The organism is Ornithinibacillus sp. FSL M8-0202 (assembly GCF_037975285.1).
Lineage (GTDB): Bacteria > Bacillota > Bacilli > Bacillales > Amphibacillaceae > Ornithinibacillus > Ornithinibacillus massiliensis.
This window is the reverse complement of sequence record NZ_CP150248.1, coordinates 2,891,340-2,914,305: the sequence shown is the minus strand read 5'-3', so window position 1 is coordinate 2,914,305 and position 22,966 is coordinate 2,891,340. Positions and strand designations below refer to the sequence as shown.

The window sequence follows — 22,966 nt, the reverse complement described above, 5'->3', positions numbered from 1 at the left end:
ATCCTCCTTTAATTAGAAGCGTTCACACTGGTAGATTTTTTCAAAAAATCCTGGATATATTGTTTAAATGGCTCTTTATCGTATTGATCAAAATATGTCATCCCCATTCGGATTGGGTCGCCAAAGAAGTAGTATTCGTAATGGGTCTGTCTGCTTCCAAAGGCACTTAAGGTCATATCCCAAGCAAGACGGAATAATTGTACCCGTTCATATCCTTCTAAATTCTTTCCTTGTAATCCACGGTGTATGATTGGACCGATTTCCTCATGGTTGAAATCTTTTTCTGTCGGGATTCCCATTAGCCCTGATGCTCCTAAAATACGAATGATCTCAGATAATCTCGGATACACTCTTGGATACCAATTACGTGCCGCATCTAATGCTTCAAAGTCCGGTGTCATCGTGCCTGATTGATCAAGCTTAGCATTATGCTCTGCACGATACAGATGCGATTTCATTGTCTCTAGTGTCAGCATTATCTCAGATCCCTTATCCTGAACATGCTGGAATCCGTCAATTCCAATTGCATCCATCATACTTAGTGCAACCCCAAGAACAAATTCGGTTTTTACAATATTTTTGGCAAGCACTTGATGGGCCATATGGACAACCGCATTCGTTTCTTTAAATGTCCGGTTACATACAGAGGAGTTTCCACAAACGAAAACTCTTTCCCACGGGACGAATACATTTTCAAACGAAACAATGGCATCGCCCTCTTCGAATCGTGCACCTAGTGGATGATCCCATGCACTCTTGCCATAATCGAAGGATTCACGGCTAATGAATTTCAAGCCAGGTGTATTGTTTGGAATCGCAAATGCTAACGAATAAGGATCATCTAGCTCGCCGGCTTTTTTTACAGTGGAAGGAAATACTAAAATCTCATCGGTAATACCACCTTGTGTAGCCAGTAGGCGAATACCGTCTACAATAATGCCATCTGGCTTTTCTTCCACTAAATGAAGGGCAACATTAGCATCCTTTTGCTGATGCTGTGCCTTGGCACGGTTAACTTGTGGGTGGATTAATGTATGGGTTAAACTAATGTCATTCTCTCGAGCGTATTCATAATAATTACGAGCATTCTCTGCAAACTGTGGATTCCCCTCGGCAAATAGGCTATTATTTACTCCCATAGCCATCACTTCTGCATTTAGATAATCAGGTGATCGCCCCATCATTCCACCCGATGTTCTCGCCCACTCTTGCATCGCTTCACGTCGCTTAATCAAATCATCGACAGTTCTCGGTTGTAAGAATGTCATTCCTACTTTGTCCCCGGTAGTAGGAGAGGTATATAGCATTTTCTCAGGTTTCTCGTATTGTAAATCATATAAATTTGCCATCGATTTAATGACATTTTTAAATGCTGGATGCTCTGTAACATCCTCGACTCTTTCCCCGTGAATATAGATATTATTATTCGCCTTCTTCAATCCTTCGATATATTCTTTCCCTGTTTTTGCTGGCATGTTAGTCCCTCCTTATCTTTTTATTCCAAATTTCGGTATAGGATGGTCTCCAATGGCGACATGAATCGCTTTTGGTTCGGTATAAAATTCAACCATCGCAAAGTGTCCACCTTCTCTACCAATCCCGCTTGCTTTCATTCCACCGAATGGAATGCGTAAATCCCGAACATTTTGCGAGTTTACCCAAATCATTCCTGAATCGATTGCTTGTGCTACACGATGAGCTCGCTTAATATCATTCGTCCATACATAGCCTGCAAGACCATATTCTACGTCATTGGCCATATGGACTACTTCTTCTTCCGTTTTAAATTCCATCACTGCCATCACAGGTCCAAATATTTCTTCCTGGCAAACTCGCATATCATTCTTCGCATTTAGTAATAAAGTGGGCGGTACAAAGTTCCCTGCTTGGTATTCTTTCGGTACTGTTCCTTGAAACACGTCACAACCTTCTTCTTTTGCCAATTCAATATATCCTGTTACCTTCTTGAAGTGACCTGTATCGATAAGCGGCCCAAGCTCTGTTTCGTTTTCTTTCGGATCACCGACAATAATGTTTTGCACACGCACTTTTAACGCTTCAACGAATTGCTCTTTTATAGCTTGATGAACAAATACTCTCGAATTTGCTGTGCAGCGTTCCCCGTTAAAGGAGAATATTCCCCAAACCGCCGCATCAAGAGCTTGCTCAATGTTTGCATCATCAAATACGATTAATGGTGACTTCCCCCCTAACTCCATCGATGTTTTTTTCAACGAATCTGCACTATTTTTAATAATTCGTTTACCAGTAGTTGTTTCCCCTGTAAACGATATCGCCTTCACGATTGGATGCTTGACAAGTGCTTCTCCCGCCGTTTCTCCAAATCCATGAACTACATTAAATACGCCCTTTGGTAGTTCTGCCTTTTGGATAACATTTGCAAGTATATTAGCGGATAGTGGTGATAGCTCTGCTGGTTTTAGTACTACCGTATTACCAGTAGCTAAAGCCGGGGCAACCTTCCATGTTAATAACATAAATGGCGCATTCCAAGGCGTGATTAAGCCCACAACACCTAGTGGCTGGTACACCGTATAATTCATAAACTCATCGTCAACCTGAAAGGCATCTCCATGTAATCTTGCCTGAACCATTCGAGAGTAAAAACGAAAATTCTCCGCACCTCGTGCCGCCATTTTACGAGTTTGACTAATTGGTAATCCAGAATCGAGCGACTCTAATCGTGCAATCGTTTCTGATTCCTCTTCAATTAAATCTGCAATTCTTTCCATATACTTCATTCTTTCTTTAACCTTCATCTGTCCCCAAGGTCCGTTAGTGAAGGCTTCTTTTGCCGCTGAAACAGCCTTATCAATATCAGCCGCATCACCTTTAGCGATGGAATTTATTACCTCATTGGAGAAGGGGTTCTTATTTTCAAAGGTTTCATTGGTTGTTGCATCTACAAATTCTCCATTGATATAGAGCTGGATATTCGCTAATCTCTCTTCCAATTACAGTCCCTCCTTATAGTTGGACATCTTCTGTAATAAGCTGGTAATTTAATAATACTTCTCTAATCTCAGCCCGGATCTCTGGTGATGGAACATCTAACGGCTTTCTAAGTATCGGCTTAATTTTCCCCATCATCCCTAATGCAGCTTTGACAGGGGCTGGATTAGTATCGCGGAAAAGCACATCATTTAATGGCATTAATTCATAATGTAAATCCTGAGCGCCCTTTATATCGCCCATTGCCCATCGGTTATATACTTCAGCAACCTCTCTAGGAGCTACATTTGCAGTCGCACTAATATGGCCAGCTCCTCCAATAGCAAGCATTGGATAGCAAAGCACTTCAATTCCAGAATATAAGTTAAAATCTCGCCCACAATGTAGTAGGACGCTATTAACATGTTCGAAGTCCTTGTTCGATTCTTTCACCCCGATAATATTTGGACAGTCCCCAGCAAGTCTCGATATTGTAACCGCTTCCAAATTTATCGCTGTTCTACCAGGTATATTGTATAAAATGATAGGAATATCTACTGAATTTGCGATTGCTTTGAAGTGTTTGTACAATGCGTGTTGGTTAGGTTTATTGTAGTATGGGACAATGACCATAGCAGCATCTGCACCCATTTCTTGTGCTGCTTGTGTCATGCGGAGTGTTTCTTGGTGGTTGGTTGATCCAGTTCCTGGTATAAAGGGAACTCTACCATTTACTGTTTTACAGGCAATTTCCATTACTTGAATCCGCTCTTCTACGGACATAGAGCTTGGTTCACCCGAAGTACCGGTTACGGAAATACCATGACTTCCACTAGCAATTTGCCAATTAATTAATTCCTGAAACTTGTCAAAATCAATCTGCTCATCTTCCTTAAACGGTGTAATCACTGGTGCAATCGAGCCTCGTAATCGTTCCTTCGCCTCTTCAAAAGCCATTTGATTACCTCACCTCATTGTTTTCATTAATATTAATTTTCAGAACAATTAAATCATATATGATTTCATATGTTATGTCAATATAGAATTTTTTAGGTGGATATGCCACTAGCAGTTTGCTAGGATTCTAGTCTAAAAAAAAGAACTAGATATTATCTCTAGTTCTCCCCTTATGAAGGAAAAATATTGGTATCAATCAGGTTCTTTCTTCTTTTTTCGAAGTTGAGAGCCGTTTTTATTTTATGTTCTCTAGCAACCACTTCTAATTGATCTCCATCTCCTGCTTCTAATAGGTTAATAATTTCCTTATGTTCTTCAATCGATTCTTTTACCCGCTTTGAATAAAGTGTTGATCCAGTCCCTCGGATGGAATCAATACGATTCCACGTATGCTGAATTGTTTCTAATAAGTATGTATTACCACATTGTTCGCAAATGATTCGATGAAATGTAGCGTTTCGTTTGCTAAACTGGATAATGTCAAAATCCTCTAAAGCCTCCTCCATTTGCTCATTTAACTGCTTTAACTGAACTAGCTTTTCTTGCGGAAAATTCCGTGCTGCAAGCGATGCTGCATAGCCCTCCAGTAACGCTAGAACTCGAACAGTATCCAAATAGTCCGACTCATTCACTTCTGCTACAACAGGCCCGACATTCCGCTTATAGACTACTAAACGCTCGGCTTCTAATTGCCTAATCGCCTCACGTACTGGTATCGAACTTGTTTCCAGCTCCTTCGCTATTTGGTCGATAACAATTCGTTGGCCTGGAACATATTCTCGTTCTATAATTCTTCCTTTTATTATTCGATATACTTTTTGCTGTTTGTTTTCTTTTATCATCATACTTATTATAGTATAGGAAATGATATATAATGTCAATATTCTGAAAACAAAACTTGAGAGGTTGGTACATAAATGAAAAACCGAATAACACATGGTCAGACTCCTGCGGGTGGATAGGAATAGGGTGACTTCCTCTAGTCAACTAACCACCCTAGAGCGAGGTCTTTAATTATTATTCGCTTTTTCCTTTAGGATAAATATTATTGTCTAACCCCTAGTCTCTAGAGCGATAAGTACTATATAGAACAATCATTCATATTCTTAGCTGGCATGATGTAAATCCTTGGAAGTCATACTTTTAATACGGAATTATATTTAATAAAACAGTTATCGAAACTATACTGAATAATGTGGAAACTAATGTAATACTTGATACTAATTCTGGTTCTGTATCGAACTGTATTGCATACATTGTTGTCGTTGCTGCACTTGGCATGGATGCTACAATTAGTAAGACCGTTGCGACTATTGGATCGACATCTACTAGATTTATAAAACCGAACGCAATGAGAGGCCCAATTAACATTCTTATCGATACGGTAGAAATAATGACTTGCCAATTAAATTTAATAGAAGTGATCGATGCTAACTGCATTCCTAGGATTACCATCATTACTGGAATTGCCGCTCCACCAACCATCGAAAGGGTGGAATAGACAGTTTCTGGTATTTCCCAGGAAATATTTTGTAATATTATGGCGATTAGTGCCGCATAAGTAGCAGGCAATGTAAAGACCTTAGTAACCGCTCGCCTAATCCCACTAGAACTCCTCGATGCATAATACACCCCAAAGGAATTCATGAACATCGTCTGAATTACCATAAAAAATATGGCATATGGTATTGCTTGATCTCCAATAGCAAACATAATCACAGGTACTCCGTAATTACCGGCATTCATAAATCCCGCTGTTAATATCGAAGCACTTTCCACTGAATGGGACCATTTAAATATATGCTTAGCTAATTTGCCTAAACTTATCATCAAACCTAATTGAACAAATGCAAAAATCAATAATATCGTATAGCTTCTATCAAATGTCGCTTCATATAATTTCGTAAATACTAATGCTGGTAGAAATACATAGATAAATAGTGTTGATACTGCCCTAATATCAACTGGTTTAAACCTCTGCAATACAAATCCTGCACCAAATACTGCTATTACTGGAAGGATGACATTAAAAAATATGCTCATTTCTTCTCAACCCCATTTAGCTTTAATACACCATACATTGTATCTCACTTTTTGCTTATATTGTAATTAATTTCAGAATTATGGTTGACTTTTTCATCCCCAACTCGTATATTGTGTATATACAATATATACAATATTAACAATTATAAGGAGGTGTAAGCATGAATCTAATTATCTCATCTAGTAACAAGGATCCATTGTTTCTCCAGATTAAAGAGCAAATAAAACAGCAAATTTTTTCCGGTGATTTAAAGGAAGGAGATGCACTTCCATCGATGCGTGCTCTAGCAAAAGATTTAAAGGTTAGTGTCATCACAACAAAACGAGCGTATGAAGAACTGGAGAAGGAAGGTTTCCTCGTTTCAACCGTTGGAAAAGGAACTTTCGTTGCAGGACAACAGGCCCATGTTTTACGCGAGTGGCAAATTCGAGAATTGGAAAATGAATTAGAAAAGCTTGTAAACGCCAGTAAACAACTTGGACTTTCAAAGGAAGAATTACTAGAAATGCTTAACATCTATTATGAGGAGGAGAGCCGATGAATACGGTTGAATTCAAAAACGTCGCAAAAAATCGAAAGGACTTCACCATCCAAAACCTTTCTTTTACGATTCCAACAGGCTTTATAACTGGCTTTATTGGACCAAATGGAAGCGGAAAAACAACGACTATCCAAATGATGATGAATGTATTACAAATTGACAAAGGAGACATACAAATCTTTGGAAACTCCCATAAAAATCATCACAACAAACAAAGAATTGGCTTTGTTTATGATGAACTTTACATGTATGAGGATTTTACTATCGCTAATATGAAAGCTTTTATTGCACCACTCTATAAAACATGGAATGAAAATCTTTTCCAACGATATTTGGCGCAATTTGAACTTCCATTAAGAAAGAAGGTAAAAAAGTTTTCAAAAGGGATGAAAATGAAGACCTCCCTCTTATTTGCCTTAAGTCATGAACCTGAATTTATCGTCATGGATGAACCTACTTCTGGCCTTGATCCGATATTCCGTAGAGAGCTTCTCGATTTATTACAGGATCTCATGATGAATGAAAAACAAACGATTTTTCTTTCCTCTCATATCACAACAGATTTAGATCGAATTGCCGATTATATTATCTTTATCTATCAAGGAAAAATTCTCTTCCAAAAAAGTATGGAGGAAGTTAAAGACACTTTCCATGTAGTAAAAGGGAAGAAAGAGCTGATCGATGATGACACAAGAGAACTCTTTTCTGGGTTGCAATTATCCAACACTGGTTTCCATGGCTTATTCGAGGGAAATCCAGCCTTATTTGAACCTTTCGGACAGGATGTCTTCGTTGAAAAAGCTACATTAGAAGATATAATGTATTTCATGACGAGGAAGGAGTAGTGCACTTGCGACAGTTATATGTAAAAGATTTAAAGATCTCTAGTCTATACATCCTTCTCTTTGCCTTGTTTATTCTGCTAACCTATCTATTCCATGTAAACAGTATGGGAATAAACATGACTGTCATATTAGGATTTCTTATTTTATTGTTTTATTTCGATTATCAGCATCATGTACTGCGCTCTCTAGTCAGTATGCCAATAAATCGAAAGCAAATCGTTCGAGCAAGATACGTATTTTTGTATTCATTGACGATCGTATTCATGCTGTTCATTTGGTTAGTCGATTCGATCGCATTCAACAACCTATACCTAGGAACCTTTACTTACTTAACTGCTAAAGATATCGTCCATTATTTTGTCATGGTTACGTTGCTGTTAGCTGTTTATTTACCAATTTTTTATCTTATAAAAAACTTCATGCATGCCATGTCGGTGTTAATGATTTCCCATTTCGTTATCGTCTTCACGTATAGCATCGTCAGAGGAAATCCATATATCACACTAGATGACAAAATTGCATCTCTAATTGAACCCCTTTGGAATATACAACCTTTCGTCATACCTTTGGTTGTTTCGTTACTCGTGATGTTTGTATCTTATCTCATATCTAATTGGTTCTTTATAAAATTCGATTTGGAATAGGAGGTTAATCCATTGAAATCTTTATTAATTCGGGACCTAATCCTTTCTAAAGGTCTAATACCCTATACGCTCATATTAATCCCGCTAGGCTATATCTTATCATTGCCTCCATTTATGATTAGCTTAGCATTCATATTACAGGTTATTATCCTATCTATATTCTTTCTAGATCATCGAGCAAGAATAAATTCCTTTGTAACTAGTTTACCGATAAAACGTAAAACCATTATGATAAGCCGGTATATTTCTTTCGCCATCATATGGATTTTCACCGTGCTATACCAGTTTGCAGTTGGTCAGCTACTAGAAGACTTTATTCCTTATGCGATATATGCCTTTGGTTGGAAGGAAATTGTCGTGTTACTTAGCTTAGGATTACTAATTATTGCTATTTACATCCCTTTATTTGTCATGACTCGCTCTTTCATCGTTCCTTCTATCCTAATATTGGTATGTTTCTTTATTACCTTGTTACTATCAATCGATGCTTTAGTGACTGTATCAGGAATGACAACAAGCATTATCTTTAACGATTTAGACCAATGGATCATTCCACTGATTGAAGAAAAAATAGTCGTATATCCTTATCTAGTTTTACCTATTTTGGGTCTACTCTTTTATGGCTTATCTATTGCCATTACTACGAAAGCCTTTCAAGCTAAGAGCTCAATTTGACAATTACAGTAATATATGCCATAATGAACTAGTTACTAAAGTAACATTCGAATCTGGCATTCTACAATGTTTTTGTTGATGCTTATTCACACTGGCGCGACTAAGGGGTCGCAAGGACGTAAGAGCAGGTAGGGCTTACGTTGCTTAAGTTAGAAGACATCGGATTGATTCCTTGCTTTTGGCAAAAGCTAAACAATCCAGTGGAAAATTTACCGCGGTTAAAGTGAAATTCTATGAAATTCGGAAGCGTTACCGAATAAGACAACGAATGATAAATCTTAATTATGAATTGAATTTCCCACCCAAAACAAATTGGGATAAAATATAAATAAACGATGTGTTACTTTAGAAATATAAGGGGTACCCTATAACTTGGGTATCCCTTTTCCAATACATATAAGAAAGAGGGTTTGCGTAAATGGAAATTGGTACAATTCAAACAATGACAGTTGATCGCAAAATTGATAGTGGTTACGTACTAAAAAAGGATATGACAGAGGCGCTTTTACACCATAATGAAACAGAAACAGCATTAGAAGTCGAGCAAGATGTAAATGTTTTCTTATATCAAGATAAAAAAGGCAATTTAACGGCAACTACTATGCTTCCAGAAGTCGTTATGGATCAATACGGATGGGCAAAGGTTGTTAGTGTTCTTCCTAATTTAGGAGTATTTGTTGATATTGGGACGACAAAGGAATTTTTAGTCTCTAAGGATGACTTACCATTATTTGAAAATGTTTGGCCTAAAGAAGAAGATATGCTTTTTGTAACTTTAGGTAAGGATAGAAAAGGAAGATTATTGGCCATTCCCGCAACAGAAGGCGTCATGCAAAGAGAATTTGAGCATGCACCTGAATCATTACTAAATCAAACGGTTACTGGTCGTGTTTATCATACGAGCAGAGAAGGTACAACCATACTGACAACTGAACATTATCGTGGATTCATCCATCATACCGAGCGAAAAACCGAGCCTCGTTTAGGTGAGCTTGTCGAAGGACGAGTGATTGAAGTTCGCTTTGACGGTACATTAAATGTTTCTCTTCGCCCGCTCAAACAGCATGGAATGATTGAGGATGCTGATTTAATTTTAACTCATTTAGAGGAACATGATGGTGTAATTCCATTCAGTGATAAAAGTGATCCTGAAGACATTCGAGGGACATTTAATATAAGTAAAGCAGCTTTTAAACGAGCTTTAGGTAAGCTAATGAAAGAAGGAAAAATAGAACAACGAGATGGAAAAACATATCTGAAATAAAGAAAAACATCGCACAGTTCATTACACTGTGCGATGTTTTTTTAAGCTTCGTTATCATGAATTTGAAAGGCATGGCTAACACTAGTAACGATAAAGCTAATAGCTGCTGCAAAAAGAGCTGCTATTGCCCATCCCCCTAGTCCAACCTCTCTTACCATGATGTTCATCGGAGCAGCAATACAAGCAAACACTATCCCCGCTAAAGCAAGAAGGGCACTTGGGTAATAAGGTACATACCCCTCGCCTCCGGTCATTTTTAACAATACAAACCCTAAAACAATGCCAATTACAGCCAAGATCGCGCCAATAGTTATAACCGTTTGAACTAACATGTGTACACCTCACTTTTATTACCTATTTATATTAGTATCGTAAATTTTTTATGTTTCACTAATATATTTTCCGAAAAATTTGAATAGTTATAAACAATCGTTATTTTAGTTAACCTTGATAAGGTTTTCTTGTTTAACATACCAAAAGAAAGGAGTATTTATTTATGAAAAACCGTTTTTTATGGCAATTACTTGCTGCTTTTGTATTAGCTATTATAGTTGGGTTGCTATTAGGTGATAGGGCGGCATATGTTCAGCCACTCGGAGATTTATTCTTACGTCTCATCCGTTTCATTATCGTACCATTAATCTTAGCCACGATTATAGTTGGTGTAACGAGTGCTGGTAGTATGAAGAAACTCGGTAGATTAGGTGGGAAAACCATCTCCTTTTACCTTGTGACTAGTTTTTTTGCGATTACCATCGGTCTAATAGTTGCACTCCTACTATCTCCAGGAACAGGGGTTGATGTAAGTCTAAACGAAGAAAATATCCCATCAGGTGAAACACAAAGTGTGATGGATACACTGCTAAATATTATTCCTACGAATCCCATCGAATCCCTTGCAACCGCTAACATTTTACAAATTATCTTTTTCGCTATCTTTCTAGGACTAGGTATTACACTAGCAGGTGATAAGGCAGCACCTGTACAACGATTTTTCGATGGGCTTGCTGAAGTAATGTACAAAATTACCGCAGTCGTAATGAAGCTAGTTCCTCTTGGTGTCTTTGGCTTACTTGCTCCAATTGTCGGGCAATATGGTCTTGATGTCTTAATGCCATTAATGAAGTTAATAATCGCCATATTAATTGCTAGTGTGCTTCATATCGTCGTAATCTACTCTATTGCTCTTAAAACATTAGGAAAAATGAGTCCCTTACAGTTTTTAAAAGGCATACTCCCCGCCGTAACAGTAGCATTTACAACATGTAGCAGCTCAGGCACACTTCCTGTTACCATGAAAAACACACAAGAAAATCTTGGTGTATCAAAAGAGACCTCCAGCTTTGTCTTGCCATTAGGTGCTACCATTAATATGGATGGAACTGCAATTTATCAAGGGATAGCTGTTATGTTTACTGCCCAATACTTTGGCCAATCGCTATCTATCGGGCAACTTCTAATTGTTGCTCTTGTAGCAACCTTAGCTTCTATTGGTGCAGCAGGTGTTCCTGGTGCAGGTATGGTTATGCTAACCATGACACTAGCAGCCGTTAATCTCCCACTTGAAGCCATTGCGCTAATTGCTGGAATTGACCGTATTTTAGATATGATTCGTACAGCGGTTAATGTGATGGGAGATGCCACGGCAAGTGTAGTAGTGGATCAATCGGAAAATAAAAATAAGGCTGTAGCGGCATGATGTAACAAGACCATCAGTATTAACTGGTGGTCTATCCCTGAATCTATAATAGCAGCCCCTCCTTTTCCTATTTACCTAGAGGTAACAACATAGAAACTTTAATCGATAAACTTATGGTAAAACGAAAAAAGCACAGAACAAAGATCTGTGCTTTTCATAATACATCTGTTTCATGCGGTTCGCTCAAAAATTATCTTGCTTCTACATATTGAGGTTTTGACTTTTGCTTATGTATAGCAATATAAAGTAAAATAATGCCGCCAATAAATAAAATGGTTTTGATAAAAGAGAAGTCGGTGAATCCTAATACCATGTTTAGTAGACCCAAAACACCAACAAATAGTAACAAATACAGAACTACAAACTTGTTATTACCCATTACTTTACCCCTCCGTTTTAATACTAAATGTCTTTTCAATAATCCTTCCCGTAACAAGGCAGTTTATTTAATCTATTTTTAATTCCTTATATTTCCATATTAACATATCATCCACATTATTTGAAAAATAAATTATGATGGTGAAATGTAAAATTAACGAGATTTAGTATTTAAGAAAACCCCTTTCCCTTTCCTCCATTCGCTATCAACATTGAAAAACAAATATTCACATTCTTCCAACCAAAAAAGTCTTCATTTCCTCCAAAATAGTGTACACTATATAATAGAAATTTGATTTCATTAATTTTAAGGGGGAATTTATATGCTAACGTTTGAAAATTATACATACGAAAGACCAGATTTTGAGCAAGAAAAAGACAAGTTTGCCAAGCTATTAGAAGCTTTTACCAAAGCTAAATCGGTAGAAGAACAGAATGAAGCAATTGAAGCAATCAATGCTTTCCGAAATCACATTTCCACTTTATTTAATCTTGTTTACGTTCGTGCTTCCATTGATACAAATGATGAATTTTATCAAAAGGAACGTGATTATTGGGATGAGATTTCCCCTGAGGTGCAAAAATTAAATACTGATTTTTACAAAGAATTAGTAAAGACTCCATTCCGAGCAGATTTAGAGGAAAAATGGGGATCACAATTATTTGAAATAGCGGATTACTCGATTAAAGGATTTGCTCCTGAAGTAATGGGACTACTGCAAAAAGAAAATAAACTAACATCCGAGTATTCGAAATTAGTTGCGTCAGCTGAAATCGAATTTAATGGCAAAACGTACACATTAGCTCAGCTTGGTCCATTCCTACAGGATAAGGATCGTGAAGTCCGTAAAAACTGTGCTAGAGCTTCTGCACGCTTCTTCGAGGAAAATGCCGAGAAATTTGATGACATTTATGATCAATTAGTGAAAGTTCGTCATGAAATCGCGACCACGCTTGGTTATAAAAACTTCGTAGAATTAGGCTATATTCGCATGATGCGGATTGATTACAATGCAGAAATGGTTGCCAATTACCGGAAGCAAGTACAAGAATACATTGTACCTCTAGTATCGAAGCTTTATGAAAAACAAGCAGAACGCATTGGGCTTGATTCCTTGAAGTTCTATGATGAAAGCTTCCAATACAAAACAGGAAACGCGAATCCAAAAGGTTCACCAGAATGGATTATCGAAAATGGGAAAAAGATGTATGAAGAGCTGTCACCAGAGACGAATGAATTCTTTAATTTTATGATTGAACGTAATCTAATGGACCTTGAAGCGAAAAAAGGAAAAGAATCTGGTGGCTATTGTACATTTATCGAGGATTATCAATCACCATTTATCTTCTCTAACTTCAATGGTACTTCAGGAGATATAGATGTACTAACACACGAAGCAGGTCATGCCTTCCAAGTGTATCAAAGCCGTAGTATTGGTATCCCAGAATACATTTGGCCGACCCATGAAGCTGCTGAAATACATTCTATGAGTATGGAATTCTTCACTTGGCCATGGATGGAATTGTTCTTCCAAGAGGATACAGACAAATATAAGTATTCCCATCTATCAAGTGGATTACGTTTTCTTCCATATGGCGTAGCTGTTGATGAGTTCCAGCATTTAGTTTATGAAAATCCAGACTGGACACCTGAAGAGCGAAAAGCAGCTTGGAAACAAGTAGAGGAAAAATATTTACCACATCGTGATTATGATGATCTGCCGTACTGGAGTACCGGGGCAATTTGGCAGCGCCAAGGACATATTTATGATGTGCCATTTTATTACATCGATTATACTTTAGCACAAATCTGTGCCTTCCAATTCTGGAAACGTTCAAGAGAAAACCGTGAAGAAGCTTGGAGTGATTATTTGAAGCTTTGTAAATTAGGCGGTTCTAAACCTTTCTTAGAATTAGTAAAAGCAGCAAACTTAAAATCTCCATTTGAAGAAGGTACTGTCGAATCCACGGTAAAAGCAATAGAAGCATGGTTAGATAGTGTGGATGATAAGGCTTTATAATAGGAAAAAGGGCTGAGACATAACGAAAACAAAGGTAATAAAATACGAACCATCACTATCATTACCCGGAAATATACGGAGACTCCTGTGGGAGGAAAGGGCACGGCCTGAGACCCCGGAACAGCTTTAGCTCTGAGGAGGCTCACCAGCCGCCCACGATACTTAATTTTCGCGCGAACTACCTCAAAAATCGCGCGAGGATTCCTATTTTCGCGCGAGCTCCCATGAATTTCGCGCGGGCTCCCCCATAAATCGCGCGAGACTTTCTTTGTCGCGCGATTTATGCTAAATGTCGCGCGTTTTTTTATGATTCTCGCGCGAATTTGATCGTATATCGCGCGAAGATTTCTAGTTTTACGTGGGGTTCCCGGTTTCGCACTAACCGCAAGTATATTTCGGGGCGGGTTTGATGCGCTAACTTTCATGTTCGGTTTATCCTATGTTAGAAATAGTTTTGTCTAAAGCCTTCTCTTATGTACTTGGTAAATATTTATCCAGTTTTACAACGTAATTAATTGAATTTAATTCTGTGTGTAATTCATGTAAAAAATCACTCGTAGCTTGCAGTAACGTGTTTGTAGGAATAATCTCATCGACACTAAATTTTTGCCAAATTGACGTAAGCCTCCATTGATGATGATCCCTATACACAAAGTTAATGATCGGCTCATCATGATCAATCGATCGATAATTCATATCTATCATGCGACCATTATTTACATGTTTAATCCATTCACCTAATTGAACTCCAAGCTCCGCTATCGTTATATAGGGTTCGTGAAAGAATACATGGCCATTCACTAAAATCGTTAAATCCGCTTCTAGAAAGCCAAGCTGATAGGCATCCTTTGTCGTACTTTCCTTCGTTAATTGAAAGGAGAATGTTATATCCATTTTATCGTTCCTCACTATTAATGCTCCCCTCTTCCCCTATAAATCTAGCTTTAAGCGAATCATATCTCTACATTGAATACCATATTCAAAGATTTCTTCCGAATAATTACGGATAAAGAAGTCTGGATCGATTCCGATTATGCGAAACCCACATTTTTGATATAGTGCTAGTTGATTAATACTAGAGTTACCAGTACCAATTTCAACTGCGTTATATCCGCCTATTTTTGCTTTTTCAATCGCATCTTGAATAAGTTTTTTCCCAATACCTTTACTTTGATATTCTTTTGAGACAGCAACATTTACAATCTCCATCGTTCCAGGTCTTGTCGGAAGTAAAACAAAAACCCCTACTATTTCACTATCTAACTCCGCTACATAGCAATCTCCACGTTGTAAGTATCCCATAATCATTTCTTCTGACGGATCAGCAAGTAGTAATAAATCAATTGGGGGCACTTCATCTTTAAGCAATTTTCGAATGATCAAACTATATCTCCTACCTTATGAGAAATTAAATAATATTAAGTTATCCCTATTATAAAAGATATTAAAATAGTATTACAATTATTTATCTTTACACTCAGTTTTCGATTCCTTAATCGTTCTATGATACACTATAGTCATTACTACATAAAGAGGAGAATGACATGACATATCAAGTATTATTTTTAGACATTGATGGCACGATTTTAAAACCAGATCATACGTATCATCCTAAGACAAAGGAAGCGATCGCTCAAGTTCAAGAATTAGGAATGGAAGTGTTCTTAGCAACTGGGAGGCCTTCCCACGAATTAAGTGAGCTTGCTGCGGATTTAAATATTGAATCTTTCATCGGCTATAATGGAGCCTATGCCATGTATAAAGGGAAAAACATATTAGATGCTCCAATGGACCCTACCATTGTAAAAAGATATCTAGCAATTGCTGAAGAGCATGGCCATGACATCATTTTCTATTCCAGTGAGGATAATTTCGTTACGTCATCAGATTCACCTCCATTGAAAAAATTCGCTGAAATGTTTGCATTATCAAACCTAAAACGAATGAATGAGGATATTATCGAACATATTTTAGGTGCAACCTTAATTAATGTAGCGCCTGAAGAAGTGAGTTTATACGAAATAGATGATGATATTAGGCTTTCACAAGTAAATGTTAATGGTGCGGAGCATTGCTTTGATGTCATTCGAAAATCTGTTAATAAAGGAGAAGCTGTTAAAATAGCATTAGAGCATCTAACGATTTCAGCTGAAGCAGCTATCGCCTTTGGAGACGGAATGAATGATAAAGAGATGCTGGAGACAGTCGGAGCAAGCTTTGCCATGGGTAATGCCAATCCGGAACTTTTTCAGTATGCAAAATTTAAAACGAAGACTGTAGCTGATGCAGGTGTATTCTATGGATTGAAGGAACTAGGATTAGTGAAGTAGCGTATATATTTGATAAAAAGATGATGAGAACAATGCCTCATCATCTTTTTTGATTGAAAAATGTATATCCGTTTTAAAGCCAATAGGAAGAAAGAGCAAGCCTTCCTATTAGGAATTTATCGTTATAATAATAAACCTCCATATAAAAATGCACCTAAAATAACAAAGGCAGGATTTATTTTAATTCGTTCGATTAAGAGGTAGCTTGCTAGTGCAAGGATAATTGTATGTAGCAATCCAATACCTTCATACGACTCAAAGAAGAACCTCCATGCCATATATCCAAGTAAGATTGCAATAACAGGACGAACAAATAATGTAATACGTTTTACTTTAGGAGAGTGTTTAAATTTGTTCAATAAGTTCAATAGTATAATCAAAATAATTAATGAAGGTGCTACAGTGGCAAAAATAGCAATAAAAGCACCTATTATTCCACCAACTTCATATCCAACATAACCTGCCATCTTTGTATTGATGGGTCCAGGTAGTGAATTTGCTAAAGCCAACACCTCACTAAATTCCTGAACGGTCATCCATCCATATCTACCAACCACTTCATTTTCAACTAGTGGAATAGCTGCTGGACCGCCACCATAGCCAACGATTCCTGGAATAAAATGGGATATAAAAATTTGCCAATACGTTAGCAACATTAACGGTCCCCTCCTTTTTCACGTTGTTTATCTCGGATAAGCAGAGCAGCAACTATCAGTATGACAATAATTATTGCTGGGTGGATATCTAACACGTATAAAAATATAATAGTTCCAATAGTCATTAGTATTGCTCGAATCCAGCCCATCCCTTCTCTTGCCTTATCAAAGAATTGCCAGGTTAATGTAGCCATCATCATTCCAACAACAGGGACGATTGCTGCGGTCATTCCTTTAACCCAGTGGATATCTTTAAAGGATGCTAGTGTTGATAATAAAACAATCAATAATACGACAGTCGGTAATATCGTTGCTATCAGTGCATTCATCATCCCTAACCAACCAGACATTCGGTAGCCAATATATCCAGCTAATTTGGTAGCAATTGGACCTGGGAGTGTATTTGCTATCGCTAATACATCCCCAAATTCCTCATCATCCATCCACTTGTATGTATTCACAACTTCCTTATGCATCAGTGGAATGGATGCCGGGCCACCACCATATCCCAGCATTCCCACTCGAAAGAAAGCTAAAAACAAATCCCATTGTGTTTTCATTTAAACCTTAACAACCTTTCTGTTCATATTACCAAGCTGCAACTGTTCCATCTGTTCTAGATTCCGTACCACCGACTAACACACCTGTTTCAGGGTCGCGCCAAATAATCTGCCCGCGGCCAAAGCTATTCGGTTCAAGAGCTATTTTTATATGATGCCCTTTTTCTGCCAAAGCTTGTGCTAAATGATGCGGGAAACGATTTTCTACTTCAACGACTTTCTCCTTCATCCATTGCCAACGAGGTGCATCGAGAGCAGCTTGCGGATTTAAACCAAAGTCCACGGTATTCATCACTACTTGCACATGTCCTTGTGGTTGCATAAACCCACCCATTACACCAAATGGCCCAACTGGTTGGTCACCCTTGGTCATAAATCCAGGAATAATAGTATGGTATGTACGTTTTCCACCTTCTAATGCATTGGCATGTTCAGGATCCATTGAGAAATTATGTCCACGGTTTTGCAGTGCAATTCCCGTACCTGGAACAACAATACCAGAGCCAAATCCCATGTAGTTACTTTGAATATAGGAAATCATGTTTCCTTCTCCATCAGCCGCTGCTAAGTATACCGTACCACTTAGTGCTGGATCACCAGCTTCAGGGAGGAGTGCTTCTTCACCAATTAGGCTTCTACGCTTTTCTGCGTACTCTTCACTTAATATTTGCTCAGAAGTAACCTTCATATGCGCTTCATCTGTAACATATTTTTCAGCATCAGCAAAAGCTAGCTTAATTGCTTCAATTTGTTTATGATACGTATCAACAGATTCTTTCTCTGGGAACTCAAAGCCTTTTAAGATATTTAATGCTTGTAATGCAACAATTCCTTGACCATTAGGCGGGATTTCCCATACATCATAGCCTCGGTAATTCACATGGATTGGGTCAACCCATTCTGCCTTAAAATCAGCAAGATCTTCCGCTGTTAAATAGCCGCCAGTTTCTTTAGAGAATTGAACAATCTTCTCAGCTAGCTCACCACGGTAAAATGAAGCTGCCTTCGTTTTACCAATCGACCTTAGTGTAGCTGCGTGCCCTGGTGAAGACCACATCTCACCAACCTTTGGTGCCCGACCGTTCGGTGCAAAGGTATCGAACCAATGCTTGAATTCATCACCTGTTAGACGTTGTTTAAATGCTTTATAGGCTAAGTTCCAATACTTCCCTAATGTTGGTGATACAGGATATCCTTCCTCGGCATAACGAATGGCTGGTGCTAACACTTCCTCCAGTGGAAGCTTACCAAATCGCTCTGATAATTCAGCCCATGCACCCGGAACACCAGGGACCGTTACTGGAATCCAACCGTGAGTAGGAATTTCCTTATGCCCAGCTTCCTTTACAGCTTCAATGGAAATATTCTTTGGTGATTTCCCACTAGCATTTAGTCCATGGAGCTCTCCCTTCGTCCAAACAAGGGCAAAGGCATCTCCTCCAATACCATTAGAGGTTGGTTCTACTACAGTTAAGCATGCAGCAGTTGCTATTGCAGCATCAATTGCATTCCCGCCCTTTTTCAAAATTTCTAGACCAGCCTGTGCAGCAAGCGGCTGAGATGTTGCTACCATTCCATTTTTTCCATATGTAGAATGTCTCGTGTTCGCATACGGATATGATTGATGATTAAATGTAACCAACTAAAACCCTCCCCAATAAATGCTCGAAATTATATATCATATTACGAAAGAAAAACTAATCTGTCAATCTAGGAATCTTCGATAATAAAGTTAAATTTCATTTACACTTTCTTTTTAATTAATTTAGCAATGATTTACTTTCATTTTGTTTAGACATCTTCTATAATGTTAACAAAATATCTACTCAGGGAGCGATCAGAAATGAAATACGATGAAATAGATAAAAAATTACTATCCCTATTAGCTGAAGATGGACGTTTATCTTATGTTGAGCTGGCAGAAAAAGTAGGCTTATCCCGTGTTGCGGTAAAAGATCGGATCCAAAACCTAAAAGATAAAGGCGTCATCGAAAAATTTACTGTTGTCATTAATTCAGAAAAGATGGGAAAAAAAGTTTCAGCGTTTTTCGAAGTAGATGTCGAACCAAAGCAATTACAAACCGTCGCACAAAATTTAGCAGACAATCCAAATGTCGCAAGCATTTATCAAATGACCGGTCCAAGTACGTTACATATGCACGTATTAGTAGAGGACTTCCAAAAATTAGAAACATTTATTAACGAAGAGCTTTATTCAGTAGAAGGAATCACACGTGTGGAAAGCTCCGTCATTTTAAAACGATTTAAGAGTAGAACAGGGTATAAATTGTAGCTTACATATTCATTTTATGGGTTACCTAAAGCTGATTTAGTATAGGGGGGCCGACCGTTGGACCAGCTTTCTCCATTACGGGTTCATGCTCCTCTCCCTCGGGACTATCTTTCTCCTTCTCGGGCTCATGTTTCCCATCCTCGGGACTATCTTTCTCCTTCTCGGGCTCATGTTTCCCAACCGCGGGACTATCTTTTCTCTTTTTGGGCTCATGCTCTCCATCCTCGGGACTATCTTTTCTCTTTTCGGGCTCATGCTCTCCATCCTCGGGCTCATCTTTCTCCTTCTCGGGCTCATCCTCTCCATCCTCGGGCTCATCTTTCTCCTTCTCGGGCTCATCCTCTCCTCCCTCGGGTCTATCTTTCTCCTTCTCGGGCTCATGTTTCCCATCCTCGGGACTATCTTTCTCCTTCTCGGGCTCATCCTCTCCTCCCTCGGGTCTATCTTTCCCCTTTTCGGGCTCATGTTTCCCTCCCTCGGGACTATCTTTTCTCTTGTCGGGCTCATCCTCTCCTCCCTCGGGTCTATCTTTCTCCTTTTCGGGCTCATGCTCCCCATCCTCGGGACCATCTCACTCCTCCTTGGGCACATGTCCTCCATCCACGGGATCCCCTCCTTCAGTCACATGACTCACCTGCTCCTCCCCCAACCCCATACACTATTACCAATCTCCATATCTATAAATATGTAAAACAGCAGGCTTAAGATTAAATTAATCATGATATAATAATAGTATCTACTATGAAGAAAGAAGGAGTTCGAATATGTACTGTCAATCTTGTGGGAAAGAGAGACGGCCAAACTCAAAATTCTGCTCTTATTGTGGGTTCAAACAAGTACAAAAGCTAAGTCCTTTTACTGTTATATTTTTATCGTTACTATTATTTGGTGCCATTGGGGTTAGTATTTTTATTGTGACAAATTTTTATGGAAACAGTGCTAATAGCTTTTTCGCTGGGACACCTGTTACGGAAAATCAGTTGAATGAGAAGGGCCCTGAGCAGGTAGTAGAGTTTACAGCTCCAGAAATTGAAAAGCAAGAACTGCAGGAGGAACAAAAACGGGAATTAACCGAGATTATTGCGGCTGCTCAAGAGACCGTTTATACCGTGTTTACACCATATAGTCAAGGCTCGGGCTTCTTATACAATACGGAAGGAGCAGTAATCACGAATGCGCACGTCATTGAAGGGGAAACCGATATATATGTTAAGACAATTAATGGGGTAGAGTATCCTGGTACGGTTATTGGTTATTCGAACGAAACCGATGTTGCAGTCATTCTTGTACCAGATTTAATAGGGGAAGAACCTTTTAACTTAGAAGTCTCCAATTCTTCTAATATTGGAGAGGAAATTATTGCACTTGGTAGTCCATTAGGGTTAGAAAATACTGCTACAATGGGGTATATAACTGGGAAAAATCGTAGCTTCGTCATTGATTCTTATGTCTATGAAAATTTATATCAAATCTCCGCGCCGATCTCACCTGGCAGTAGTGGTGGGCCACTTATTTCGAAGTCCTCTGAAAAAATTGTTGCGATTAACTCAGCTGAAAGTCTAGAGGATGCTATGATTGGGTTTAGTATTCCACTGTATACCGTTCATTCTCTTATTGAATCTTGGATTAATCAACCAATGACAGAGAAGGAGATTCTCGCCCAATATTATGGGGATGGTGTTCGTTATGATTCTTGGAGTGATGGTTATTTTGACGGCGGCGAGTATTCAGATGATGAAGGGTTTTATCACTATTGGGAATACGGTTATAAAGATTTCTGGTCAGAGCTAGGGGATGCTCTTTGGGAATACTTTGGTGATGATGACACTTATTACGATTACTGGTATGATGAAGAGTACGATGATGATTTTGAGGAGCAATGGTCAGAGGATGGCTATTTCGATGAAAATATCTATTTTGATGAAGATACTGGTGAGTGGAGTTATTATGATGAAGTAGAGGATATATGGTATTACTATGATGGTTACCTAGATGCATGGACATACTATGATGAGAATGACGGCTTGTGGTATTACTATGATGAAGTGTTAGATGAATACATTCCATATTAATAACTAAGGCCAGACCTGAAACGGTCTGGCCAGGATTATGATCAAAACTCTTTCATCACCGCTTCATATACCTCTTCCAACGATTTCCCCATATTGGATTCTACTGCCGCAACATATGAACCCTCCACTAATGGTGCATCAACGATTTTTACAGTAGACTCCGCCAATTCCAATGCGACCTCGGCATTCATTTTAGCACTACCAAGGTCATAGAAGAGGACTACTCCTCTACCAGTATCCGCTTTTTCAAGAGCTGCCAAGACCTTTTCTACACTCGTGCCAATATCACCTTCTTCTGTTCCACCAGCTATTTCTACTGGAACCTCCTGAATGACTTGACGAATAATATCCTGTAATCCTTCAACTAGCTTTAAACTATGGGAAACCAGTACAACGCCAACATAACTCATCTATTCCTTCTCCTTTATCACTTCTGCCAAAGCTTCAAAAATAAAATAAGAAGAAGCAGATCCGGGATCAATATGACCAATAGATTTTTCTTTAAAATAGGCTGCCCTGCCCTTTGTAGCCATTATATCCTTGGTATTTTCCATTGCTTTTCGTGCCGATTCCGTGAGACCGTCTGGCTGAAAACCGGCTTTATGAAAATAGTCTACAACGGGTCCCCATACATCAATAAGTGTCTTTTCCCCTATCTCAGATTTCCCGCGTTGCTTAAGCCCTGTAAGTCCTGCTTCTAAACCATTAGCTAAATCTTGAAGATTCAGTACCTCTTTCGCTTTAACTGCCATAGACATTTTCAAAAAAGCCGAACCATATAATGGACCAGATGCACCTCCAACTTTGGACAATAATACCATGGAAGCATCCTTCAACACCTCAAAAGGAGCGTTATACGCTTTAGCCTGTAATGCAAGCACAGCTTCTTGATATCCTCTAGCCATGTTAATTCCATGGTCGCCATCACCAATTGGTTGATCTAGTGTTGTTAAGTATGCTTTATTTTGTTGGATTTTTTCATTTGCTAACTCGAACCACTTCATCATATCTTCTACATTTAGTTCCATGGAATCA

General features: G+C 38.5%; 25 protein-coding genes. 10 read left to right on the top strand and 15 right to left on the bottom strand.

The window, feature by feature from the left end:
* Nucleotides 1-8: 8 nt before the first annotated feature.
* The 5 genes from hpaB to MKY78_RS14720 all read right to left on the bottom strand — a co-directional run bounded on the left by hpaB (nucleotide 9) and on the right by MKY78_RS14720 (nucleotide 5,952).
* Nucleotides 9-1,475, bottom strand: a complete 1,467-nt coding sequence (gene hpaB / locus MKY78_RS14740) for a 4-hydroxyphenylacetate 3-monooxygenase, oxygenase component (RefSeq protein WP_339213717.1) — start codon at nucleotides 1,473-1,475, stop codon at nucleotides 9-11.
* A gap of 12 nt (nucleotides 1,476-1,487) precedes the next feature.
* Nucleotides 1,488-2,975 carry a 5-carboxymethyl-2-hydroxymuconate semialdehyde dehydrogenase gene (hpaE, locus tag MKY78_RS14735; protein ID WP_339213715.1) on the bottom strand — a complete coding sequence of 496 codons (1,488 nt, stop codon included), beginning with the start codon at nucleotides 2,973-2,975 and terminating at the stop codon, nucleotides 1,488-1,490.
* Nucleotides 2,976-2,988: 13 nt separating this feature from the next.
* A complete protein-coding gene (gene hpaI, locus MKY78_RS14730) occupies nucleotides 2,989-3,909 on the bottom strand; it encodes a 2,4-dihydroxyhept-2-ene-1,7-dioic acid aldolase (protein ID WP_339213713.1) in 921 nt (306 codons plus the stop codon).
* A gap of 170 nt (nucleotides 3,910-4,079) precedes the next feature.
* A complete protein-coding gene (locus MKY78_RS14725) occupies nucleotides 4,080-4,754 on the bottom strand; it encodes a GntR family transcriptional regulator (RefSeq protein ID WP_339213711.1) in 675 nt (224 codons plus the stop codon).
* Nucleotides 4,755-5,052: 298 nt separating this feature from the next.
* Entirely contained in the window at nucleotides 5,053-5,952 is a 900-nt protein-coding gene (locus MKY78_RS14720; protein ID WP_339213709.1) for an AEC family transporter, read from the bottom strand.
* 161 nt (nucleotides 5,953-6,113) lie between these two features.
* On the opposite strand from MKY78_RS14720, the gene MKY78_RS14715 reads away from it, so the two are divergent.
* The 5 genes from MKY78_RS14715 to MKY78_RS14695 all read left to right on the top strand — a co-directional run bounded on the left by MKY78_RS14715 (nucleotide 6,114) and on the right by MKY78_RS14695 (nucleotide 9,922).
* Nucleotides 6,114-6,494, top strand: coding sequence for a GntR family transcriptional regulator (locus MKY78_RS14715; protein ID WP_339213707.1), 381 nt, complete (start codon nucleotides 6,114-6,116; stop codon nucleotides 6,492-6,494).
* Entirely contained in the window at nucleotides 6,491-7,339 is an 849-nt protein-coding gene (locus MKY78_RS14710; protein ID WP_339213705.1) for an ABC transporter ATP-binding protein, read from the top strand. The genes MKY78_RS14715 and MKY78_RS14710 overlap by 4 nt, the downstream gene beginning before the upstream one ends.
* A 5-nt stretch (nucleotides 7,340-7,344) precedes the next feature.
* Nucleotides 7,345-7,983 (top strand): ABC-2 transporter permease, encoded by a 639-nt coding sequence (locus MKY78_RS14705; protein ID WP_339213703.1) that lies wholly within the window; start codon nucleotides 7,345-7,347, stop codon nucleotides 7,981-7,983.
* Between the two features lie 12 nt (nucleotides 7,984-7,995).
* Nucleotides 7,996-8,658, top strand: a complete 663-nt coding sequence (locus MKY78_RS14700) for an ABC-2 transporter permease (protein WP_339213702.1) — start codon at nucleotides 7,996-7,998, stop codon at nucleotides 8,656-8,658.
* Between the two features lie 418 nt (nucleotides 8,659-9,076).
* Nucleotides 9,077-9,922 (top strand): S1-like domain-containing RNA-binding protein, encoded by an 846-nt coding sequence (locus MKY78_RS14695; protein ID WP_339213701.1) that lies wholly within the window; start codon nucleotides 9,077-9,079, stop codon nucleotides 9,920-9,922.
* 41 nt (nucleotides 9,923-9,963) lie between these two features.
* Here the strand turns inward: MKY78_RS14695 and MKY78_RS14690 are convergent, their stop codons facing one another.
* Nucleotides 9,964-10,254, bottom strand: a complete 291-nt coding sequence (locus MKY78_RS14690; protein ID WP_339213700.1) for a hypothetical protein — start codon at nucleotides 10,252-10,254, stop codon at nucleotides 9,964-9,966.
* 164 nt (nucleotides 10,255-10,418) lie between these two features.
* On the opposite strand from MKY78_RS14690, the gene MKY78_RS14685 reads away from it, so the two are divergent.
* Nucleotides 10,419-11,621 carry a dicarboxylate/amino acid:cation symporter gene (locus MKY78_RS14685; RefSeq protein ID WP_339213698.1) on the top strand — a complete coding sequence of 401 codons (1,203 nt, stop codon included), beginning with the start codon at nucleotides 10,419-10,421 and terminating at the stop codon, nucleotides 11,619-11,621.
* Between the two features lie 190 nt (nucleotides 11,622-11,811).
* Here MKY78_RS14685 and MKY78_RS14680 read toward each other — a convergent pair whose 3' ends face one another.
* The gene (locus tag MKY78_RS14680; protein ID WP_339213696.1) at nucleotides 11,812-12,000 is read right to left on the bottom strand and encodes a hypothetical protein; all 189 of its coding nucleotides are present in this window, start codon (nucleotides 11,998-12,000) and stop codon (nucleotides 11,812-11,814) included.
* A gap of 322 nt (nucleotides 12,001-12,322) precedes the next feature.
* On the opposite strand from MKY78_RS14680, the gene MKY78_RS14675 reads away from it, so the two are divergent.
* Nucleotides 12,323-14,020, top strand: a complete 1,698-nt coding sequence (locus MKY78_RS14675) for a M3 family oligoendopeptidase (protein WP_339213694.1) — start codon at nucleotides 12,323-12,325, stop codon at nucleotides 14,018-14,020.
* A gap of 471 nt (nucleotides 14,021-14,491) precedes the next feature.
* Here MKY78_RS14675 and MKY78_RS14670 read toward each other — a convergent pair whose 3' ends face one another.
* Nucleotides 14,492-14,914 (bottom strand): hypothetical protein, encoded by a 423-nt coding sequence (locus tag MKY78_RS14670; protein ID WP_339213692.1) that lies wholly within the window; start codon nucleotides 14,912-14,914, stop codon nucleotides 14,492-14,494.
* Between the two features lie 36 nt (nucleotides 14,915-14,950).
* A complete protein-coding gene (locus MKY78_RS14665) occupies nucleotides 14,951-15,403 on the bottom strand; it encodes a GNAT family N-acetyltransferase (RefSeq protein WP_211742412.1) in 453 nt (150 codons plus the stop codon).
* 161 nt (nucleotides 15,404-15,564) lie between these two features.
* Here MKY78_RS14665 and MKY78_RS14660 point away from each other — a divergent pair, with 161 nt between their 5' ends.
* The gene (locus tag MKY78_RS14660; RefSeq protein ID WP_339213690.1) at nucleotides 15,565-16,350 is read left to right on the top strand and encodes an HAD family hydrolase; all 786 of its coding nucleotides are present in this window, start codon (nucleotides 15,565-15,567) and stop codon (nucleotides 16,348-16,350) included.
* Between the two features lie 122 nt (nucleotides 16,351-16,472).
* Here the strand turns inward: MKY78_RS14660 and MKY78_RS14655 are convergent, their stop codons facing one another.
* Genes MKY78_RS14655 through ggt form a run of 3 tightly spaced genes read right to left on the bottom strand, consistent with a single transcriptional unit; the run spans nucleotide 16,473 to nucleotide 19,208 of the window.
* A complete protein-coding gene (locus MKY78_RS14655) occupies nucleotides 16,473-17,006 on the bottom strand; it encodes a chromate transporter (RefSeq protein ID WP_339213688.1) in 534 nt (177 codons plus the stop codon).
* Nucleotides 17,006-17,566 (bottom strand): chromate transporter, encoded by a 561-nt coding sequence (locus tag MKY78_RS14650; RefSeq protein WP_339213686.1) that lies wholly within the window; start codon nucleotides 17,564-17,566, stop codon nucleotides 17,006-17,008. Before MKY78_RS14650 ends, MKY78_RS14655 begins: the two co-directional genes overlap by 1 nt.
* A gap of 28 nt (nucleotides 17,567-17,594) precedes the next feature.
* Nucleotides 17,595-19,208 (bottom strand): gamma-glutamyltransferase, encoded by a 1,614-nt coding sequence (gene ggt, locus MKY78_RS14645; RefSeq protein ID WP_339213684.1) that lies wholly within the window; start codon nucleotides 19,206-19,208, stop codon nucleotides 17,595-17,597.
* Between the two features lie 201 nt (nucleotides 19,209-19,409).
* On the opposite strand from ggt, the gene MKY78_RS14640 reads away from it, so the two are divergent.
* Nucleotides 19,410-19,859 (top strand): Lrp/AsnC family transcriptional regulator, encoded by a 450-nt coding sequence (locus tag MKY78_RS14640; protein ID WP_186870410.1) that lies wholly within the window; start codon nucleotides 19,410-19,412, stop codon nucleotides 19,857-19,859.
* Between the two features lie 75 nt (nucleotides 19,860-19,934).
* Here MKY78_RS14640 and MKY78_RS14635 read toward each other — a convergent pair whose 3' ends face one another.
* A complete protein-coding gene (locus MKY78_RS14635; protein WP_339213681.1) occupies nucleotides 19,935-20,429 on the bottom strand; it encodes a hypothetical protein in 495 nt (164 codons plus the stop codon).
* 194 nt (nucleotides 20,430-20,623) lie between these two features.
* Between MKY78_RS14635 and MKY78_RS14630 the strand changes: the two genes are divergently transcribed.
* A complete protein-coding gene (locus MKY78_RS14630) occupies nucleotides 20,624-21,931 on the top strand; it encodes a trypsin-like peptidase domain-containing protein (protein ID WP_339213679.1) in 1,308 nt (435 codons plus the stop codon).
* Nucleotides 21,932-21,972: 41 nt separating this feature from the next.
* Here MKY78_RS14630 and dhaM read toward each other — a convergent pair whose 3' ends face one another.
* Together dhaM and dhaL are read right to left on the bottom strand one after the other, a co-directional pair.
* Nucleotides 21,973-22,341, bottom strand: a complete 369-nt coding sequence (dhaM, locus tag MKY78_RS14625; protein WP_339213677.1) for a dihydroxyacetone kinase phosphoryl donor subunit DhaM — start codon at nucleotides 22,339-22,341, stop codon at nucleotides 21,973-21,975.
* Nucleotides 22,342-22,959 (bottom strand): dihydroxyacetone kinase subunit DhaL, encoded by a 618-nt coding sequence (gene dhaL, locus MKY78_RS14620; RefSeq protein ID WP_339213675.1) that lies wholly within the window; start codon nucleotides 22,957-22,959, stop codon nucleotides 22,342-22,344.
* Nucleotides 22,960-22,966 lie beyond the last annotated feature (7 nt).

Coding starts and splice junctions, on each gene's coding strand:
- hpaB (WP_339213717.1), bottom strand. CDS start 1,475: ATGCCAGCAAAAACAGGGAAAGAATATATCGAAGGATTGAAGAAGGCG.
- hpaI (WP_339213713.1), bottom strand. CDS start 3,909: ATGGCTTTTGAAGAGGCGAAGGAACGATTACGAGGCTCGATTGCACCA.
- MKY78_RS14725 (WP_339213711.1), bottom strand. CDS start 4,754: ATGATGATAAAAGAAAACAAACAGCAAAAAGTATATCGAATAATAAAA.
- MKY78_RS14720 (WP_339213709.1), bottom strand. CDS start 5,952: ATGAGCATATTTTTTAATGTCATCCTTCCAGTAATAGCAGTATTTGGT.
- MKY78_RS14715 (WP_339213707.1), top strand. CDS start 6,114: ATGAATCTAATTATCTCATCTAGTAACAAGGATCCATTGTTTCTCCAG.
- MKY78_RS14710 (WP_339213705.1), top strand. CDS start 6,491: ATGAATACGGTTGAATTCAAAAACGTCGCAAAAAATCGAAAGGACTTC.
- MKY78_RS14695 (WP_339213701.1), top strand. CDS start 9,077: ATGGAAATTGGTACAATTCAAACAATGACAGTTGATCGCAAAATTGAT.
- MKY78_RS14690 (WP_339213700.1), bottom strand. CDS start 10,254: ATGTTAGTTCAAACGGTTATAACTATTGGCGCGATCTTGGCTGTAATT.
- MKY78_RS14685 (WP_339213698.1), top strand. CDS start 10,419: ATGAAAAACCGTTTTTTATGGCAATTACTTGCTGCTTTTGTATTAGCT.
- MKY78_RS14680 (WP_339213696.1), bottom strand. CDS start 12,000: ATGGGTAATAACAAGTTTGTAGTTCTGTATTTGTTACTATTTGTTGGT.
- MKY78_RS14675 (WP_339213694.1), top strand. CDS start 12,323: ATGCTAACGTTTGAAAATTATACATACGAAAGACCAGATTTTGAGCAA.
- MKY78_RS14670 (WP_339213692.1), bottom strand. CDS start 14,914: ATGGATATAACATTCTCCTTTCAATTAACGAAGGAAAGTACGACAAAG.
- MKY78_RS14660 (WP_339213690.1), top strand. CDS start 15,565: ATGACATATCAAGTATTATTTTTAGACATTGATGGCACGATTTTAAAA.
- MKY78_RS14655 (WP_339213688.1), bottom strand. CDS start 17,006: ATGTTGCTAACGTATTGGCAAATTTTTATATCCCATTTTATTCCAGGA.
- MKY78_RS14650 (WP_339213686.1), bottom strand. CDS start 17,566: ATGAAAACACAATGGGATTTGTTTTTAGCTTTCTTTCGAGTGGGAATG.
- MKY78_RS14640 (WP_186870410.1), top strand. CDS start 19,410: ATGAAATACGATGAAATAGATAAAAAATTACTATCCCTATTAGCTGAA.
- MKY78_RS14635 (WP_339213681.1), bottom strand. CDS start 20,429: ATGGTCCCGAGGATGGGGAGCATGAGCCCGAAAAGGAGAAAGATAGAC.
- MKY78_RS14630 (WP_339213679.1), top strand. CDS start 20,624: ATGTACTGTCAATCTTGTGGGAAAGAGAGACGGCCAAACTCAAAATTC.
- dhaM (WP_339213677.1), bottom strand. CDS start 22,341: ATGAGTTATGTTGGCGTTGTACTGGTTTCCCATAGTTTAAAGCTAGTT.
- dhaL (WP_339213675.1), bottom strand. CDS start 22,959: ATGGAACTAAATGTAGAAGATATGATGAAGTGGTTCGAGTTAGCAAAT.